Raw genomic sequence first — 17175 nt, 5'->3', positions numbered from 1 at the left:
TTCGGCAAGACTACGACACAACGCAACACGACACGGCACGACGCGGTGCGTACGCGGGACAGCGCCTGGACGCGGGACTCTTCTCAGCCCCCGGCGATCGCTCGCAGTGCCTCGAGGTGGCGCCGGTAGACGGCTCTTCCGTGGTCCGTCAGCACCAGCCAGGTACGGGCCCTGCGTCCCACCCTGCCCTTGCTCACCGCGACCAGGCCCGCTTCCTCGAGCGCTGCCACCTGCTTCGACAGTGCGGAGTCGGTGACCTCGACCAGATCGCGGACGAAGGCGAACTCCGCTTTGTCCAGAGGGGCCAGGGCGGCGACGACCGAGAGACGCACCGGAGAGGTCAGCAGGGGTTCCAGCGCGTGACGGGGATGAATGCCCGGCGTTGTGTCGGTCATGCGTCCGGCCGCCGCTCCAGATGGGCGGTCACCGCCAGTGGCACCGTGCACACCGCCGCCGCGAGGGTCGCGAACAGCGCGTTGTCACGGAAGAACGTGGAGCCGAGCCCGATCGCGAGGCCGTAGAGGACCCCCCACGTCGCCATGGTGGCGGTGTGCCGGACGCCGAAGCCGCGCCGCATCGCCCGTTGCCGTCCCGCGTAGACGGTCAGCCCGGACAGCACCACGGCGTAGAGGCCTATCGAGACCGGCGTGGCCGGTGTCCCGTGCAGCAGCAACACGACGGGTATCAGCGCCAGTTGGGTGGCGGCGAACAGCAGGAGATAGAGCGAGTACCACGTGCTTCGTCCCCTCGAGGCCCTCTCCATGCGTGCGGATCGGCCCAACGCCTCGGCGGCATCGATGTGTTCGGACATGTTTCCCCCGTTGTCTCGACGGCATCTACTTTCCAGTATGGCAAGTTGATGCCGTCGAGACAACAGGGAGGCTCGGGTGTCGTCGCTACTGACCGACCCGACCCGGCTGAAGCACCTTGCTGAAGAGCACGGTTCCGCCCTCCGCTCGCAGACGCACCGTCAGCTCACCGCTGCCGCCGTCGATGTCCACCTCGCCGAAGTACTGCGGCGATTCCATCGGCGACACATTGCCCCGCTTCGGGGCCCGTACGAAGACCCGCTCCGGACCGAAGGTGCCGTCCAGCGCGTTCGCCGGGAAGCCGCCGGCGGCCAGCGGCCCGGAAACGAACTCCCAGAAGGGGGCGAAGTCCTTGAACGCCGCCCGCTCCGGCGCGTAGTGGTGCGCGGACGTGTAGTGGACGTCCGCGGTCAGCCACAGCGTGCCAGTGATCCTCCGGTGCTTGATGAACCGCAGCAGGTCGGCGATCTGCAGCTCACGCCCGAGGGGAGCACCCGGATCGCCCTGGGCGACCGCCTCGAAGTTGGCGGCACCGTCCGCGACGACGAGCCCGAGCGGCATGTCCGAGGCGATGACCTTCCACACCGCACGCGATCGCGACAGTTCCCGCTTGAGCCACGCGAGCTGGTCGGCCCCCAGGATGCCGGTGGTGTCGTCGGCCTGCCGGCCGGGGGAGTTCGCGTTCCGGTACGAGCGCATGTCGAGCACGAACACGTCGAGCAGGGGGCCCCGGCGCACGACCCGGTGTATCCGGCCCTCGTCCCCGCTCCTGTGCAGCGTCGAGACCGGGAAGTACTCGCCGAACGCCTGCAGTGCCCGGGCGGCCAGTACGTCGACGTCCTTCTCCGTGTAGCGCGGGTCGTCCAGGATCTGGCCCGGGTACCAGTTGTTGCGCACCTCGTGGTCGTCCCACTGGACCACCGTCGGGACCTGCGCGTTGAACCGCCGGACGTTCTCGTCCAGCAGGTTGTAGCGGAAGTTCCCGCGGTACTCGTCGAGCGTCTGGGCGACCCTGGACTTCTCCTCGGTCATGAGATTGCGCCACACCCGTCCGTCGGGGAGCGTCACGGACGGGCTCAGCGGTCCGTCCGCGTAAATGGTGTCACCGCTGCAGAGGAAGAAGTCCGGGTCGAGGCGGCGCATCTCCTCGTACGCGCGGAAGCCGCCGATGTCGGGGTTGATGCCCCAGCCCTGCCCGGCGATGTCTCCCGACCACAGGAAGCGCACACCCGAGCCCCGTCGTGCCGGAGCGGTGCGGAACGTCCCGTACAGCGGCTCCCCGGAGCGGCGCGGGTCGTCGGGATCGGTCAACGTGACCCGGTAGTGGATCTGTTCGCCCGCGGGGAGACCGCGCAGCGCGGTCGTGCCGGTGAAGTCCGTTCCCGGCCCGAGCAGCGGTCCGAACCAACGGTGCGTGTGCCGGAAGGACTCGGTCGCCGATGTCTCGACGAGCATCCGGGCGGGCCGGTCCGACCGCGCCCACACCAGCCCCGACGACGCGGTGACATCTCCCGTCTGGATGCCCCAGACGGCGTTCGGTCTGCCGCGCAGGGCCTGGGCGGGGGCCGCAGCCCCCAGGGTGAGCGCGGCCGACGCGGCGAGCGAACCGCGAAGCACCGCACGACGGTTGTAGGACATCGCACTGCCTCCAGGTCGTGAATCGTGGACGGGGGAGGTTGCCGTGCTCATGTCTAGTGCCTCGCGACAGCCGGCACACGAACCTCACGTGAACAACCGCCGGTCCAGGTCCCCCCCATTGGGGAAGTACGTCCGGAGTGTCGCAGGGCGGTGCGTCGTGCGTCCCGGGTGGGACGGCCGGCTCAGCGGCTGCCGTCGAGGATCACCCGGGCGACGAGCGCGGGATCGTCGTTCATCGGCACATGGCCGCAGCCGGGCAGACGCACCAGCCGGGCGCCCGGGATGGCGTGCTTGGCCCGGACACCCTGGCGGCGCAGCAGCAGACGGTCACGCGTGCCCCAGGCCACGGTGACCGGAATCTCGGGCACGTCGTCGGTGAACAGGACCCCGCGACCAGCGCCCAGTGTCTCGTGGAACCCGGTGGCCCCGCGCAGCGCGAGGGTCTCGGCGACCACGGCCTCGGGCGAACGGCGGCCCGGGCGCGCGTAGATGGTGCCGGTCAGCGCCGCACGCCCGGCGGCACTGCGCGACAGCCCGTCGAGCACCGGCCGGGGCAGCACCCGGGCGCCGCGCCGCATGGCGAGCAACGCACCGAAGGCGTACCGGCGTTCACCCTCCGTCCAGAAGCCCGCGGGGGAGAGCGCGGTCACGGACCGCACGAGCTTCTCGCGGCCCAGTCCCAGGGCGAGCAGGCCGCCGAGCGAGTTGCCCGCGACATGCGGCCGGTCGATCCCGAGCGCTTCGCAGAGCGCCCCGAGCGCGGGCACCACGGTGGACAGGTCGTACGACATGCCGTCGGGCAGCGCGGGGGAGTCGCCGAAGCCCGGCAGGTCGACGGCGACGACATCGCGCTCCGGGGCCAGCAGCGGGATGACCGGCTCCCAGGCCTGCCAGTGGTGCCCGATGCCGTGGAGCAGCAGCAGCGGTTCGCCCGAGCCCCTTCGCTCGTACGTCACGGCCAGCGTGTGACGCACGCCGGCCGATTCCACGCTGAACGAGACCTTCGAGGCCATGCCGCTGCTCCCTGTGCTTGTCGGCCGCGTCTGCTGAGACGGCTTGTCAGCAAACAATTACCGCTCAGTAGCTCCCAGTACAAGGGGGTGTGCCATGCGCCCGGCTCACCACCGCGCGGTCACGGCGTACGTTCCGCGCGGCCGGGCAGTGGGTGTGTGCTCGGCGCCGCACCGGAACCGCCTGGACATCGCCGCCGGTCTCGGCTGGTATGGAGCAGTGGCAGCCGACACCGCGACCGACGTCTTCGAAACACACCGCCCGGTGCTGACCGGTGTGGCCTACCGGATGCTGGGCCGGTTCGCCGATGCCGAGGACGTGGTGCAGGAGGCCTGGCTGCGCTGGTCCGCCGAGGAGCGCGCGGACGTCCGGGAGCCCCGCGGATATCTCGTCAGGATCACCACCCGGCTGGCCATCGACCGGCTGCGGCAAGCGCAGTCCCGGCGCGAGACGTACGTCGGACCCTGGCTGCCCGAGCCCATCGCGACCGAATTCGGCCAAAGCGCACCCGACACCGCCGAGCGCGCCGTACTCGAGGAGTCCGTGTCGTTCGCCGTGCTGATCGTCCTCGAATCGCTCTCTCCGCTGGAGCGCGCGGTGTTCGTGCTGCGCGAGGCGTTCGGATTCCCGTACACCGAGATCGCGGTGACCCTCGGACGCAGTGAGGCGGCCGTGCGGCAGCTCGCCGGAAGGGCCCGGCGCCATGTCGAGGAGCGCAGGCCGCGCTACGACGTCGACGCGGACCAACGCCGCGATCTCACCGAGCGGTTCCTGGCCGCGGCGGGCGGAGGCGACCTCGACGCCCTGCTCTCCCTGCTCGCGCCCGACGTCCGGCTCGTCAGTGACAGCGGTGGAAAGTCGAAGGCGCCGCGGCGTGTCATCGAGACGGCGGACAAGGTGGGCCGCTTCCTCTTCGCCGTGGCAAAGGAACCGCCGGTACGAGCCGACTTCCGCCTCACGGAGGTCAACGGCGCCCCCGGGCTGCTGGTGCTCTCCGGCGGGCAGCCCGACACCGTCCTCCAGATCGAGGTCAGGGACGAGCGGATCCAGTGCATCTATCTGGTGCGCAATCCCGACAAGCTCACCGCCCTGCGCGCCTAGGGCACCCCCTGCGACCGGTTCCGGCCACTGTGCGGGGCATGGGGCCGTTTGCGCTTCCCGCTCACACCAACGTCCTGTAAACGCTTCTCGACGCACGGTGACACGGGGCGGTGCGGCCGCGAGGATTGGTCTTGACCAACCGAGGGGGCCGCCCTATGGTCGCAGAGATAGTGCAGGAACCTTTAATAAACAAGGGCACGGAAAACCACCGGTACGGGCAAGCGCGGAGGGCATGGTGGGGACCACGCAGTTGGACGCGGTGCCGGAGCCGAAGTACTGGCACCTCAAGACCGTGATCGGCGAGGCACTCGACTCCGAGTTCACGGTCGGCGAGATCCTTCCCAACGAGCGTGAGCTGGCCGCCCGCTTCGGTGTTGCCCGTGCCACCCTGCGCCAGGCGCTCGAACAGCTGGAGCTGGAGGGGCGGTTGCAGCGCCGCCGCGGCGTGGGTACCACCGTGGCACCGCCTCGCATGGGCGTCGACGTCTCGACGTCCCCTCAGGGCTGGCCCGGTGCGCCGGGGGACGCGTGGGAGCCACTCGGCTGCGCCTTGGCACGGCCCCCTGCCATGGTGGCCTTCGCGCTCGGCACCGAGGGCCAGGAGGACGTCCACACCGTGCGTCGGATGCTGTTCCGGCACGGTCAGCCGGTCGGCGCCGAACTGATCTACATTCCCAGCGGCTTCGGCCCCGGACCAGCTGCCGGGCACGCCCTCACGGCCGACGCGTCCGCGGGCGCCACCCGGGCCAGGGACGTGCTGGGCGCGCTCCAGTCCCTGGCTCTGGACGGCCAGGACCGTGCCGTGGAGCTGGGCTCGGCCCGTGCCGACGACGCCAAGGAGCTGGACCGGCTGCCGGGTGCGCCCGTTCTGGTCGTCACCACGCGCTACTTCAGCGCCGAGCGCACCGCGGCGGTTTCCGTCGCGACGTACCGCGCGGACACCTGCCGGCTGACCTTCGGCGATTAGCTCAGGCCCGGCACTCGGGGATGTCGCCGTTGTGCTCCCTGGGAGTGGTGAAGTAGGAGAGGACCCAGCCGCTCTCCGTGTCGGACGTGGAGCTCGACAGCCTCGGGTCGCCTTCCTTCCACTCCTTGTCCGTCGGCCACTTGATCTTGAGCCAGGTGTCGTCCGCCTCCGGCCAGCCGGCCTTGTAGCCGACGTTCTTCTTCTGGCAGACCGCATACAGGACCGTGCTCTTGAAGACGTGGCCGGTCCGGTGGCAGCCGCTCTCCTCCGGGCAACTGCGGACGAACAGTCCTTCGTCGTTGTTGCCCACGACCGTCTTGTAGACGAGGTACGGCCAAGGGCCCTCCCCCTCCGGTGCCTTGGAGCCGGAGGCCTCGTGGTCCGGCTCCTTGGGGGACCCTTCGCACACGATGGTGGTGTCGTGGGAGTCGCCCTGGCCGCCGACGGTGGTGCCGCACGCGCGGTCGGCCTTGGTGTCGCTGACGGTCTTGGTCCCTCCGTCGTCCTTGAACAGCATGAAGCCGCCACCGATGATCGCGGCGACGAGTACGGCGGCCCCGCCGATCTTCGCGGCCTTGATCGTGGCGTCATTGGGGGACGGCGACGTCGTCATGGTTCCTCCGATGTGCTTGCGCATAGACCCTCGTTGGTGCTCACGGGGGGCGAACGCCCAAAGAGTGAAGTTCCGGTGGGGAAGTGTGGCATGCGGATGAAGTGCCTTGCTCATGTATTACCGGGATAAAACGCATGTAGGTGCGAATGAATGGATATGAGTGCGAGAAAAGGGGAATTCTTGTCACCCACAAGGGTGATGACGTTGCGAAAGTCACGAACCGCCCTACTGCACCATCGTGTTCGAGTCCCGGCTGTGAACCGGATCCGGCCGGATGCGGCGAGACCGCCCGGCGGATGGAGGAACTGGGGTACCCCACCGCCTTGCGATGCTTCCCCTCGGGCTTGGGGAGACCTCAGGCGCCTGACGCCGCGGGTGGTCCTCGAGGACCGCCCGGACGGGACCTGGGGGAGCCGCGCTCAGCGGCGTGCCGTCACCGTGCCCTCCACGGCGAACAACTGCTCCTCGATTCGGTCCAGGGCCAGCCGCAGCGCCCCCGTCGCGACCGCGGCCTCGCCGAGCACGGACAGCTCGACACGCGGCGGGCGCAGGCAGTAGCGCGACAGCTCGTCGCGCAACGGACCGAGTACGCCGTCGAGTCCGGCCGCCCAGCCCCCGACGACGACCAGCTCCGGGTCCAGCGCCAGCACCAGCGCCGCGACGTCGTGCACCAGCCGCTGGATGAACCGGTCCACTGCCGCGCGTGCCCGCTCGTCGCCCTGACGGGCCCGGGCGAAGACCTCCGCGACGGCCTGCTCGTCCAGCGGATGCAGCGGTTCGCCCGTCGTCGACAGCAGCGCCTCCGGTGTGGCCTCGCGCCCCAGCAGATGCAGCGCGCCGATCTCCCCGGCGGCGCCGCCGTAGCCCCGGTGGAGCCGTCCGCCGATGAGGGATCCCGCGCCGGGACTCAGCCCCGCGAGTACGAACACAAGGTCGTCGGAGTCCGTTGCGGCGCCCTTCCAGTGCTCGGCGACCGCGGCGCAGTTGGCGTCGTTCTCCACCAGTACCGGGCAGCGGAACGAACGGCGCAGCCGCTCGCCGAGGGCGAGCCCCGTCCAGCCCGGAAGCGCCGTGCACAGCCGCACGGTACCGCCGGCCTCCACGATTCCCGGCGTCCCGACCCCCACGGCGCGCAGTGAGCCGCGGGCGACACCGGAGCGGCGCAGTACGTCGGCGACCACCGTGCGCACCCGCTCGATGCGCTCATCGGCCGAGGCGGTCTCCGCCACCTCCCGCGAACCGGAGCCCCTGATCCGGCCGTCGAGCCCGCACAGCAGGGCGGCCACCCGGTGCGGACCGATCTCCACCCCCAGGAGATGCCCGGCCTCCGACCGGAACCGGAACCGCCGCGCCGGTCGGCCCTGCCGGCGGACGCCCCCTTCCTCGGGCTCGGCCTCGGTGACGAGCCCGTCCACGATCAGCCCTTCGAGTACGCCCTCGACAGTGGGGCGCGAGAGGCCTGTGAGACGAGTCAGATCGGTGAGCGTCGGGGACCCGGCGCCCCTCAGTACATGGAGTACCACCGCGGAGTTGATGCGCCGCAGCAGCGACGGGTCTCCGCCGGTCAGCCGCGCCACGGTGTGTCCTTCCTGGTCGTGAGGGTGTCTGGCGGATCGTACTCAATGCCGTGGCACGGGGGCGAGGGTCGTGGCGGCCCATCGGGCTGGTGGGGTGGCGGCCTCACCCGGCGGACGGTGGAAGGGGGTGCCGGGCCCCTGACTGACGGCATGCCATATGTCAGTGGGGGCGGGTTTACTGGAACGCATGACCCTCGCTCGGCATCTGGCGGCCATCGACCTGCTGCGCTCCCGCCCCTTCCCCGCGGAGCCCGGCCGGTCGGACCTGGGCGACAGCGGCCCCGGCTTCCACATGGCCGAGCTGAGCACGAGCGAGGAATTCTGGGACGACCGATGGCGGATGGAGGCCGTCGGTGAGGAGTTCGAGGCAGAGCGCGAGGCCCTGGCGCTACTGCTCGGTGAACGCTGGGGCGCGCCGCAGGTGTTCAGTCTGCAGTCGGTCCTCATCCGGTCCCTCGAGGGCGATGAGGCGATACCCGAGCCCTGGCACGTGCTCTGCAACTCCGTGCCCGATGTGCATGTGTGGCGTGTCGACGGTCTGTGGGTGGCGCTCGGCGTCTCGAAGTGGGACACGGAGTTGCCGTACCAGCTTCTGGCCGTCGTCACGGCGACCGATCCGCCGTAGGGCTTCGCCTGGACCGTGCGCCCCGGCATTCTCTTGCGGGTTTCACCTGCCATGGCGCCGTCTGTCGCCACCCTGCCGTCTGTCGCTACGGTCCGGTCTGCCGCCGTGCTGCCGTCAGCGCGGCCAGTCCGGGGCGGGATCCTCGTCGAGGAGGGGCCGGATCGCGCCCAGTACGGCGCCGATGCACACATCGCGCAGTTCCGTGCGGCTGCAGGTCTGCTGGGTGAGCCAGTCCACGCAGAGCACCTGGACGAACACCAGCCAGCTCTTCAGCACCCCGGAGACGGCTTCCCGGCGGGCACCGTCGTCGGCGAGCGGGAGCGCGGCGAGCAGGCCCTCGCGCAGGGCGTCGAGTTCGTCGGCGATGATCGTCTGGATCAGGCGGTCGCCGGCCAGCACGCGGTTCGCCGCGAGAACGGTGTTGCGGTTCTCCGCGAAGTAGTCGATATGGGCGTCCAGACCCTCGATGAGCTGGTCGACCAGGGTGTCGGCGGGGTCGAGCCGGGTCTTGGCGAGCAGCTGCTCGGCCACCTGGCTGTAGAGGGCGGCGAAGAGGTCGCGCTTGCTCGGGAAGTGCCGGTAGAGCAGCGCGCGGGAGACCCCGGCCCGTTCGGCGACGTCCTCCATCAGTACGTCGTCGTACGGATGCGCGGCGAAGAGCTGCGCGGCGACGGCGAGGAGCCGGCTGCGGCGTTCGGCAGGACTCAGCCGCTGACGGGGAGGCACGGGACGCATATTACTTGACACGCGTCTACTAGTGGGTCCTACCCTGGTATACGCGTGTCTACTAAGAGGGAGATGACAGCAATGACGACCAGAAGCAGGGCACTTCGGGGTCTCGCACTCGCCATGGGGTACGCCTGCGTGGTGATCGGACTCGCCCATGTGGTGCTCGGCAACGCCGCCGTCCCGGGCGAGGGCTCGGCCGGTCCGACCATCGACAGTCTGGGCCGTTTCCTCGGCGCGATCTTCAGCGGGTACGGCGTCGCCTGGCTCTGGGTGGCGCGGCTGTCTCCGATCCCCGCCACGCCGGTGCGGGTGCTCGCCGGAGTGTTCCTGCTCGGTGCGGTCGGCCGGCTGCTTTCACTCGCCGTACACGGCATGCCGCACGGATTCCAGGTGGTGCTGACGGTGATCGAGCTGGTGCTGCCGCCGGTGTACTTCTGGCTGGCGGATGCCGACGAGAAGGCGCAGGGAGCCGTGGTGCAGGGGCGGTCCCGCGACCGCGGCGCATCCGGCGCCGCACACTGATCCGCCGCGGTGGCCGGGCACCGGCCGGTACGGCCGTGGCGACTCCGTGGCCCGGGCGGTGTGCACCGCAGGATCACTATCAGGATCGGGGCGGTGGGGCGTGGCCCCTCCCGGCCGGGCGTGGTGCCTCGTCAGGGGAGGGCGGCACCGGTCCCCGGCTCGTCGTCCGGACCGAAGGCCGCCACCCGCAGCCTGCCGTACTCCTGTGCCATGGTCAGCGGCGTCCAATGGGCGTTCAAGCCGCTGGGATTGGGCAGCACCCAGATCCGCGTATAGCCGATCGTCCGTTCCTGAGAGCCGATTTCGGCACCGCGGTCGCCGAACGCCGTGCGGTACGCCGTGACTCCGGCGACCGCGAGCCACCGGGGCCGGTACCGCTCCACCTTCTCGGCGAGGATGCGGCCTCCCTCGCGGAACTCGTCGGCGCTCAGCTCGTCGGCACGAGCGGTGGCCCGGGCGGCCACATTGGTGATGCCGAGTCCGTACGCCGGCAGTTCGCCCTGTTCGTCCGGCCGCAACCGGCGCGGGGTGAAACCCGACCGATGCAGCACCGGCCAGAAGCGGTTTCCCGGGCGGGCGAAGTGATGTCCCGTCGCGGCCGTCATCAGCCCGGGGTTGATGCCGCAGAAGAGCACGCCCAGGCCGTCCGCGATCACATCGGGGACGATGCGATCGCGGGCGGCCTCCAGCTCGGCACGGGTGATCCGGGCCGTCCGGGGCATCTGGGTCATCCGGTCGGTCCGGCTCAGAGGATCGACCCCGGGGCGTATCCGGCGGCCTCGGGGTGCTGCTTGACGATCTCCTCGATACGCGAGACGACCGTGGCGACCTGGTCGGCCGCCGCGCCCGTGAAGGACAGCTTGTCCGCCATGAGGGCGTCGAGCTGCGAGCGGTCCAGCGGGATGCGCTCGTCGGCGGCGAGCTTGTCCAGGAGCTCGTTGCGCTCGGCACCCTGCTCGCGCATCGCGAGCGCCGAGGAGACGGCGTGCTCCTTGATGGCCTCGTGCGCGACCTCCCGGCCGACTCCCGCGCGCACCGCGCCCATGAGCACCTTGGTCGTGGCCAGGAAGGGGAGATAGCGGTCGAGCTCACGCGCGACGACCGCGGGGAACGCCCCGAACTCGTCCAGCACCGTCAGGAAGGTCTCCAGCAGACCGTCGAAAGCGAAGAATGCGTCCGGAAGCGCGACCCGGCGCACCACCGAGCACGAGACGTCGCCCTCGTTCCACTGGTCGCCCGCCAGCTCGCCGGTCATCGACGCGTACCCACGCAGGATGACCATCAGCCCGTTGACGCGCTCGCAGGAACGGGTGTTCATCTTGTGCGGCATCGCGGACGAGCCGACCTGGCCGGGCTTGAAGCCCTCGGTGACCAGCTCGTGCCCGGCCATCAGCCGGATCGTCTTCGCCAGGGAGGACGGTGCGGCGGCGAGCTGCACCAGCGACGTGACGACGTCGTAGTCCAGGGAGCGGGGGTACACCTGGCCGACCGAGGTGAAGGCGTGCGCGAAGCCCAGGTGCGCCGCGATGCGCTGCTCCAGCTCGGAGAGCTTGGCGGCGTCCCCGCCGAGCAGATCGAGCATGTCCTGGGCGGTGCCGACGGGGCCCTTGATACCGCGCAGCGGATAGCGGCCGAGCAGCTCCTCCAGCCGCGCGTAGCCGACGAGCAGCTCGTCGGCGGCCGTGGCGAACCGCTTGCCGAGCGTCGTGGCCTGCGCCGCGACATTGTGCGAGCGGCCCGCCATCACCAGCTCCGCGTACTCGCCCGACAGCTTGCCGAGGCGGGCGAGCACCGCGACCGTGCGGTCCCGCACAAGCTCCAGCGAGAGGCGGATCTGCAGCTGCTCCACGTTCTCGGTCAGATCGCGGGAGGTCATGCCCTTGTGTACGTGCTCGTGGCCGGCGAGGGCGTTGAACTCCTCGATACGAGCCTTCACATCGTGCCGGGTCACCTTCTCGCGCTCGGCGATCGAGGCGAGGTCGACCTGGTCGAGCACACGCTCGTAATCCGCCAGGGCGGCGTCGGGCACCTCGATCCCGAGATCCTTCTGGGCCCGCAGGACGGCCAGCCAGAGCCGGCGCTCCAGCTTCACCTTGTGCTCGGGGGACCACAGGACGGCAAGCTCCGCGGAGGCGTAGCGGCCGGCCAGGACATTGGGGATGCGGGGCTTGGCAGTCACGTGGAGGAAGTTTACCTGCCGTCCACGGCGGTCCGCGAACGTCCACGCAGTCGATGAAAGTCCAGGTCAGAGGCGCTTGGCCCGCTTAGCCCGTCGGCACACATGCGTTCCGCAAGAAATCCGCGAGACGGCGGCGGCCCCTGACCGGATGCACGCACCGGCCGCGGCCCTGATCCGAATTCCTTCCGATCAAGGAGTCCATGCCCACGCAGGACCGTACAACGCACGCTGCGGCCAGTCCGCCCGTACTCAGCGCGGACACGCGCACCCTTCTCACCCAGCTCTCCGACTGCCGGCCCCACGCCGTGATGCTGGAGGCCACCCGGCTCGCTCAGGCCCTTCGCCTTCGCCGAGCGGATGCACGGGGCCCACAGGGACCGCCTGCGACGCGGAGCGGGCACTGCTCGCCGCCGCGCCGCCGTGCGCCCTGGGTGGACCCGCGGCGAGTACGCCGCGCTGCTGCGCCTGGTTGCCGAGGGGGTGTCGCAGTGACGACCTTCCGTACCGTCACCCTGCCCACGGTTGATCACGGCGCCGTGACCAGTCCCGAGCAGCAGCGGGACCGGCCGGTACGTCGAGCAGACCGGCCGCGAGCGGCAGGGTGACGCCGTGAGCGCGTGCCCCGGGTGAGGGCCTCCAGGACTCCTGCGCCCCGGCAGTGGTCGCCGTGTTCTCGTCACCCGTCGGCGGCCTCAAGGCCCCCGAGGGCGTCTCCGAGATTGAGTTCGGTGGCACCACGAGTCTGGAAGCCCTGCTTGAACAGCTGCGCCGTGCGTTGCCGTACTCCATCGCCTCGGACGAGTTGCTGGAACAGCGCGGCGTCTGCGCGTACTTCGGCGGGAGTCGGCAAGCTGATGGCGTTGATGGCCGACTTGGATGCGATCAGCGCATCGCGGGGGAAGCCGCTGATGCGCGCGGCGATACCTGCGACGAATGCGTCCAGTTCGGCTTCAGGAACCGCACGGTTGACCCATCCGTAGCGTTCGGCGAGTTCGGCGTCGAAGTCGGATGACGTCAGCACGGCTTCGAGTGCACGGCCACGGCCGAGGAGTCGGGTGAGGTGCTGGATCGCGCCCGCGCCGGGGGGTGTTCCGATTCCGACTTCGGGCTGGCCCAGGATGGCCTTTTCCCGGGAGGCGAAGCGCATGTCGCAGGCGAGGAGGAACTCGCTGCCCGCTCCCCGGGCGCGGCCGCGCAGTTTGGCGATGGTGACAGCCGGGAGCTGGCTCAGCTTACGGAAAAGCATTCCCAGGGAGGCATCGCCTGGGCCTCCGGCCTTCGCGGCCTCAGCGGTGTACTCGGGGACCTTCGTCATGTCGACGTGCGGGAAGAAGAAGTCGGCGTCCGCGCTGTCGAAGACCACCACGCGTGGGGCGGTCGGGTGTGACACGTCCTCAAGCAGTGCGACCAGGTCCCGCACGACGTCGGGTCCGATGAGGTTCATCGGCGGCGCGTTGAACGTGGCGGACAGGACGTCGCCGTCCAGCCTGGTGAGGATGGTTTCGTACGAGGCGGTCATCTCGTCCTCCTGCCATTGCGTAGCCGGTCCTTGTCGTGGCCGCCGTTCAGCGTGGTGTCCTGAGATTCGGCGACGGGGACGACCTGAAACGGGGGTGGCGACCAGGCCGAAGCTGATGGTGCCGTTTCCAGATCGCTCAGGGCACGACAGTTACCCTTTCATTCGGGTTTGCCATGCTATGCCGCGCCGCCTCGGTGTACCCCTGAGGTGATCGGGCGGTCGCCAAGTCCAGACGGTCGTCGGGCGCTCAGGGAACAGTCGATTCTCGTCACCACGAGCACGAAGGCGACGCTGTGAGCGCGTGTCGCGGGTGAGAACGTCCTACCCTGCCGCCATGTCGATCAAGGTGGTCCGCCTGGCGGACGCACATCATGCGGAGCTTTACGAACTCCTGCTCGCCGAGAATTGGACCCAGCTGGCCAAGGAACTTCAGCAGAATGGCCTGCAGGTGTTCACACAGTACGTGGCACTGGCCAAGGGACGTGTCGTGGGATGGCTTGAGGGCACAGTGCGCTACGAGACCGACACCGAGGTGTCCGGCTTCCCGACCCCGTGGGCGCAGGTCAACTACGTCCTCACCGACCCGGACATGCGCAGGCGGGGCATCGCAGGCGATCTCCTGCGCCACTTCGCGCAGGATGAGCACGGCGCCGGGCGTCGTTTCTTGGTGCTCTGGCCCGATCACCGCGAAAACTCGGGTGGACGGTTCGCGTTCTTCAATGCGCACGGATTCCGGCCAGTTGCGGGCACCGGACTCTTCGGCGTAGACCTGCGGCAGCTGCTTACCCGCCCGGGTACGGCGCCGCCCGGTCAGTGACCAGCACCCCGATACCCCAGCCCTGCCGCACGGAACGGAGCCACGGGATGCACCTGGGGTCCGATGACGACGCCGGTCCGGTCGGCCATCGAGCGGTCGGTCGCGGCGAAGATCGAGGGCTTGGCCGCCAGGGAGGCCGGACCTGACGTCGAGCGTTCGAACTTACGCCGGACCAGTGGCCAGAGCAGTCTCAGTCCCGGGGAGACGATGCTCGGATCGGTCATAGTGCCGTTGGTCATGTCGGTCGCGGCGCCGCCGGGGTCTGCCGCGAAGACCGAGACGCCGGCGCCGTTGAGCCGCTCGGCCAGCTCAAGGGCGTAGGCGAGGTTGGCGAGCCCGCCGGATGGGCCTCGGTCCTCACACGGTCGACACCTACGTCCGTCGGTTGCACGGCAAGACCGGGTCTGCCAACCGGACCCAACTGGCTTATGTAGCCTTCCAGCTGGGCTACGGCTCCGGCCGCCGGGGCGCGTGCTGCTCGAAGTCCGGTATCCGGTGTGGGGAGCAGGGCAGGGCCGGGGAGGTGGTTACCGGAGTGGGCGGCCCACCGCCTCCTGTGTCTTCACGTACGGAGAGTGCGGGCGGCGACGTTGCCGGTCAGTCGGCGCAGGGTGGCGCGGGTGTGTTCGAACTCCTCGGGACCGAGCCCCATGGCGTCACCGATCGCTGCGGGGATGGCGCGGGCTCGCTCCCACAGCGCGGCGCCCTCCTCGGTGAGGGTGATCGGGACCGCGCGCTCGTTGTCGGGGCGGCGCTCGCGACGCACAGCAAGCCGTTCGCCTCCAGCCGCTTGAGCAGTGGCGTCAGAGTGCCGTAGTCCAAGTGGAGCGCCGCACCGAGCTCTTTGACCGAGGACTCGCCTCGCTCCCAGAGCGCCAGCATGGCCAGGTACTGCGGGTACGTCAGACCCAGCCTGTCGAGCATCGGCCGGTAGAGCCCGGTGACTGCCCGCGAAGCGGCGTAGAGCGCGAAGCGCATCTGGTCGTCAAGGAGCAGCGAGAACCCCTGCTGGGACTGCTCATCCGGGTCCGGGCGGTTCATTCGGCGAGCCTAAGGGCTGACTCTGTCGGGGATCTTGAGGATCCCCGGCGGGGCAGCATGATCAACGGGCATGCTCGGCTCTGTTCAAGGACCGATGCAGTTGTCGAGGTGCCCGTTGTCGCTCCATGCCCGCTCTGGTGAGCAAGTCCCTTCTCTGACCGTACAGATGGCGCGAGCGAGCAACCCGGGCGGTACAACGGCGATGTGGGTGAGAGACCACCTGGGCGGGCTGTGGCGTGACGAAGACTTCGCCGACTGGCTACCCGCGCGACGGCCGCCCCGGGCTCTCGCCTGCCCAGCTGGCCACCGTCTGTGTGCTGCAGTTCCTGCTCGTCTGTCCGACCGGCAGGCGGCCGAGGCGGTTCGCTGCCGCATCGATTTCAAGTACGCGCTGGCCATGGAACTGGACGATCCAGGCTTTCACCACAGCGTGCTGGCCGACTTCCGCGAGCGTCTCACCGAGGGCGGCCGAGCCGACCGTCTCCTCGACCTCGCGCTCGCGCGCCTGAAGGAGGCCGGTCTCGTCCGCGAGCGCACCACCCAGCGCACGGACTCCACCCACGTCCTGGCCGCGGTGCGCGACCTGACCCGGCTGGAGCTGGTCACCGAGTCCGTCCGCGCCGCGCTGGAAGAGCTGGCCGGCACAGCTCCGCACCTGCTGGCAGGCCTGGTCGACGAGGAGTGGGGGCGCCGCTACGGCCGTCCGGTCCGTCTCGGCAAGAACCCCACCCGCCCCAAGACCAGGATCCTTGCCACCGGCGGCGACGCCGTCCGGCTGCTGGAGCACGTCGGGGAGCATGGGGCGGATCGTCTGTCCGGTCCCCAGGTCCAGGCCCTGCGGCAGATCATGGTGCAGAACTACTACCGCGACGGGACCGGCCGCCTGCGCTGGCGCACCGCCGAGGACGGCGGGCTGCCGCCCTCGGCCGTCACCGTCGTCTCGCCCTACGACCCGACGGCCCGCTACGCGCGCCGCGGACATGTCACCCGTTGGAAGGGGTTCGTCGCACATCTCACCGAGACCTGTGATCCTGACGGCGTCAACGTGATCACAGATGTGGCCACCACCGACGCCACCGGCTACGACGCGAAGGCTCTGCCCGGCATCCATACCCGGCTCAAGCGCCGCGGGCTGCTGCCCGCCGAGCACCTGGTCGACGGCGGCTACACCTCCCTGGTCCATCTGGAGCAGGCAGCCCGCGAACACGAGGTCACGGTCACCGGGCCACTGCCGGTCAACTCCACCCGCCAGCACCGCAAGAACGACGGCTTCGGCCGCGACGACTTCCACATTGACTTCGACCGCCAGCAGGTCACCTGCCCGCAGGGCGAGACCAGCGCCGGATGGCACGGCCCCTATCCGACCTCCTCACCCACCGCGGCACCTCTGATCGTGGCACGGTTCACCAAGAGCCAGTGCCGCCCCTGCCCGGTCCGCACCCGCTGCACGACCACCACCGACAGCGCCCGAACCGTGGGCTTTCCCCCGCGAGAACTCCGTGACCTGCAACTCCGAGTCCGCGCCGAACAACAGACACCCGAATGGCAGGCCCGCTACGCGGTCCGCTCTGGAGTGGAAGGCACCATCAACGAGCTCGTTCACGGACACGGCATGCGCCGCTGCCGCTACCGGGGACAGCAGAAAGCCCACCTACAGCACGTGTTCACAGCCATCGCCGCAAACATCGAACGCCTCAGCCGACGGCCGCCGACCGGACAAGCACCTTCGTCCCGGCCGCCGACCGCCTTCCAGAACTTCCTGGACCAGCACGGGATCCCCCGGCCGAGGTCTTGGCGGTCCGCCAGAGACTGAGCGGACGAGACCAAGATCCCCGACAGAGTCAGCCCTTAGCTCGGCGGGTGTGCGCGCTAGGTTTCTGATGGTCGGACTGGCCGCCACGACCGGTGAGCCGTTCGCCGGCTGCCCACGGCTTCCTTTCCTCATCAAGATCGTTGGTCCCCTGGGGATCCTGGTGGGCTCGGGGGTGCCGGAGGTCTGGTCGCCTCCGGCCGGGCCGATGAACTGA

Annotated in this window: 17 protein-coding genes and 1 pseudogene; 6 read left to right on the top strand and 12 right to left on the bottom strand. The window is 69.8% G+C overall.

What is annotated here, in order from left to right; all coding sequences use genetic code 11:
• Window positions 1–83: 83 nt before the first annotated feature.
• From ACTWOL_RS04820 to ACTWOL_RS04805, 4 genes are all read right to left on the bottom strand, one after another.
• Entirely contained in the window at window positions 84–395 is a 312-nt protein-coding gene (locus tag ACTWOL_RS04820; RefSeq protein ID WP_474294663.1) for a transcriptional regulator, read from the bottom strand.
• Window positions 392–811, bottom strand: coding sequence for a hypothetical protein (locus ACTWOL_RS04815; protein WP_474294661.1), 420 nt, complete (start codon window positions 809–811; stop codon window positions 392–394). The genes ACTWOL_RS04820 and ACTWOL_RS04815 overlap by 4 nt, the downstream gene beginning before the upstream one ends.
• A gap of 85 nt (window positions 812–896) precedes the next feature.
• On the bottom strand, window positions 897–2447 hold the full coding sequence (locus tag ACTWOL_RS04810) for an alkaline phosphatase D family protein (RefSeq protein WP_474294659.1): 1551 nt from the start codon (window positions 2445–2447) through the stop codon (window positions 897–899).
• A 182-nt stretch (window positions 2448–2629) separates the two neighbouring features.
• Window positions 2630–3460, bottom strand: a complete 831-nt coding sequence (locus tag ACTWOL_RS04805) for an alpha/beta fold hydrolase (protein WP_474294657.1) — start codon at window positions 3458–3460, stop codon at window positions 2630–2632.
• Between the two features lie 94 nt (window positions 3461–3554).
• Here ACTWOL_RS04805 and sigJ point away from each other — a divergent pair, with 94 nt between their 5' ends.
• Both sigJ and ACTWOL_RS04795 read left to right on the top strand, forming a co-directional pair.
• Window positions 3555–4559 (top strand): RNA polymerase sigma factor SigJ, encoded by a 1005-nt coding sequence (gene sigJ, locus ACTWOL_RS04800; RefSeq protein ID WP_474294656.1) that lies wholly within the window; start codon window positions 3555–3557, stop codon window positions 4557–4559.
• 232 nt (window positions 4560–4791) lie between these two features.
• Complete coding sequence (locus tag ACTWOL_RS04795; protein WP_474294654.1) at window positions 4792–5526, top strand: GntR family transcriptional regulator; 735 nt, start codon at window positions 4792–4794, stop codon at window positions 5524–5526.
• Window position 5527: 1 nt separating this feature from the next.
• On the opposite strand, the gene ACTWOL_RS04790 is transcribed toward ACTWOL_RS04795, so the two are convergent.
• Together ACTWOL_RS04790 and ACTWOL_RS04785 are read right to left on the bottom strand one after the other, a co-directional pair.
• Window positions 5528–6139: a hypothetical protein gene (locus ACTWOL_RS04790; RefSeq protein WP_474294652.1), complete on the bottom strand. Its 612-nt coding sequence runs from the start codon at window positions 6137–6139 to the stop codon at window positions 5528–5530.
• A gap of 419 nt (window positions 6140–6558) precedes the next feature.
• On the bottom strand, window positions 6559–7716 hold the full coding sequence (locus tag ACTWOL_RS04785) for an ROK family transcriptional regulator (protein ID WP_474294651.1): 1158 nt from the start codon (window positions 7714–7716) through the stop codon (window positions 6559–6561).
• A gap of 187 nt (window positions 7717–7903) precedes the next feature.
• Here ACTWOL_RS04785 and ACTWOL_RS04780 point away from each other — a divergent pair, with 187 nt between their 5' ends.
• Window positions 7904–8341 carry a hypothetical protein gene (locus ACTWOL_RS04780; protein WP_474294649.1) on the top strand — a complete coding sequence of 146 codons (438 nt, stop codon included), beginning with the start codon at window positions 7904–7906 and terminating at the stop codon, window positions 8339–8341.
• Between the two features lie 114 nt (window positions 8342–8455).
• Here ACTWOL_RS04780 and ACTWOL_RS04775 read toward each other — a convergent pair whose 3' ends face one another.
• Complete coding sequence (locus tag ACTWOL_RS04775; RefSeq protein WP_474294647.1) at window positions 8456–9067, bottom strand: TetR/AcrR family transcriptional regulator; 612 nt, start codon at window positions 9065–9067, stop codon at window positions 8456–8458.
• 81 nt (window positions 9068–9148) lie between these two features.
• On the opposite strand from ACTWOL_RS04775, the gene ACTWOL_RS04770 reads away from it, so the two are divergent.
• Window positions 9149–9592 (top strand): DUF4345 domain-containing protein, encoded by a 444-nt coding sequence (locus tag ACTWOL_RS04770; RefSeq protein WP_474294645.1) that lies wholly within the window; start codon window positions 9149–9151, stop codon window positions 9590–9592.
• A gap of 131 nt (window positions 9593–9723) precedes the next feature.
• On the opposite strand, the gene mug is transcribed toward ACTWOL_RS04770, so the two are convergent.
• The 3 genes from mug to ACTWOL_RS04755 form a co-directional block, all read right to left on the bottom strand.
• The gene (gene mug, locus ACTWOL_RS04765) at window positions 9724–10323 is read right to left on the bottom strand and encodes a G/U mismatch-specific DNA glycosylase (RefSeq protein WP_474294643.1); all 600 of its coding nucleotides are present in this window, start codon (window positions 10321–10323) and stop codon (window positions 9724–9726) included.
• Between the two features lie 14 nt (window positions 10324–10337).
• Window positions 10338–11771: an adenylosuccinate lyase gene (gene purB / locus ACTWOL_RS04760; protein ID WP_474294641.1), complete on the bottom strand. Its 1434-nt coding sequence runs from the start codon at window positions 11769–11771 to the stop codon at window positions 10338–10340.
• A 676-nt stretch (window positions 11772–12447) separates the two neighbouring features.
• On the bottom strand, window positions 12448–13290 hold the full coding sequence (locus ACTWOL_RS04755) for an enoyl-CoA hydratase/isomerase family protein (RefSeq protein ID WP_474294639.1): 843 nt from the start codon (window positions 13288–13290) through the stop codon (window positions 12448–12450).
• Between the two features lie 334 nt (window positions 13291–13624).
• Here ACTWOL_RS04755 and ACTWOL_RS04750 point away from each other — a divergent pair, with 334 nt between their 5' ends.
• Window positions 13625–14107 (top strand): GNAT family N-acetyltransferase, encoded by a 483-nt coding sequence (locus tag ACTWOL_RS04750; RefSeq protein WP_474294638.1) that lies wholly within the window; start codon window positions 13625–13627, stop codon window positions 14105–14107.
• On the opposite strand, the gene ACTWOL_RS04745 is transcribed toward ACTWOL_RS04750, so the two are convergent.
• Both ACTWOL_RS04745 and ACTWOL_RS04740 read right to left on the bottom strand, forming a co-directional pair.
• Window positions 14101–14331 carry a hypothetical protein gene (locus tag ACTWOL_RS04745; RefSeq protein WP_474294636.1) on the bottom strand — a complete coding sequence of 77 codons (231 nt, stop codon included), beginning with the start codon at window positions 14329–14331 and terminating at the stop codon, window positions 14101–14103. The two genes, ACTWOL_RS04750 and ACTWOL_RS04745, sit on opposite strands and share 7 nt — an antisense overlap.
• A 338-nt stretch (window positions 14332–14669) precedes the next feature.
• Window positions 14670–15148: pseudogene (locus ACTWOL_RS04740) on the bottom strand (MarR family winged helix-turn-helix transcriptional regulator).
• A 70-nt stretch (window positions 15149–15218) separates the two neighbouring features.
• On the opposite strand from ACTWOL_RS04740, the gene ACTWOL_RS04735 reads away from it, so the two are divergent.
• The gene (locus ACTWOL_RS04735; RefSeq protein ID WP_474294634.1) at window positions 15219–16961 is read left to right on the top strand and encodes an IS1182 family transposase; all 1743 of its coding nucleotides are present in this window, start codon (window positions 15219–15221) and stop codon (window positions 16959–16961) included.
• Window positions 16962–17175: the final 214 nt, after the last annotated feature.

Source organism: Micromonospora sp. IBHARD003 (assembly GCF_056106285.1).
This window is presented reverse-complemented; position numbering and strand designations above follow the sequence as displayed.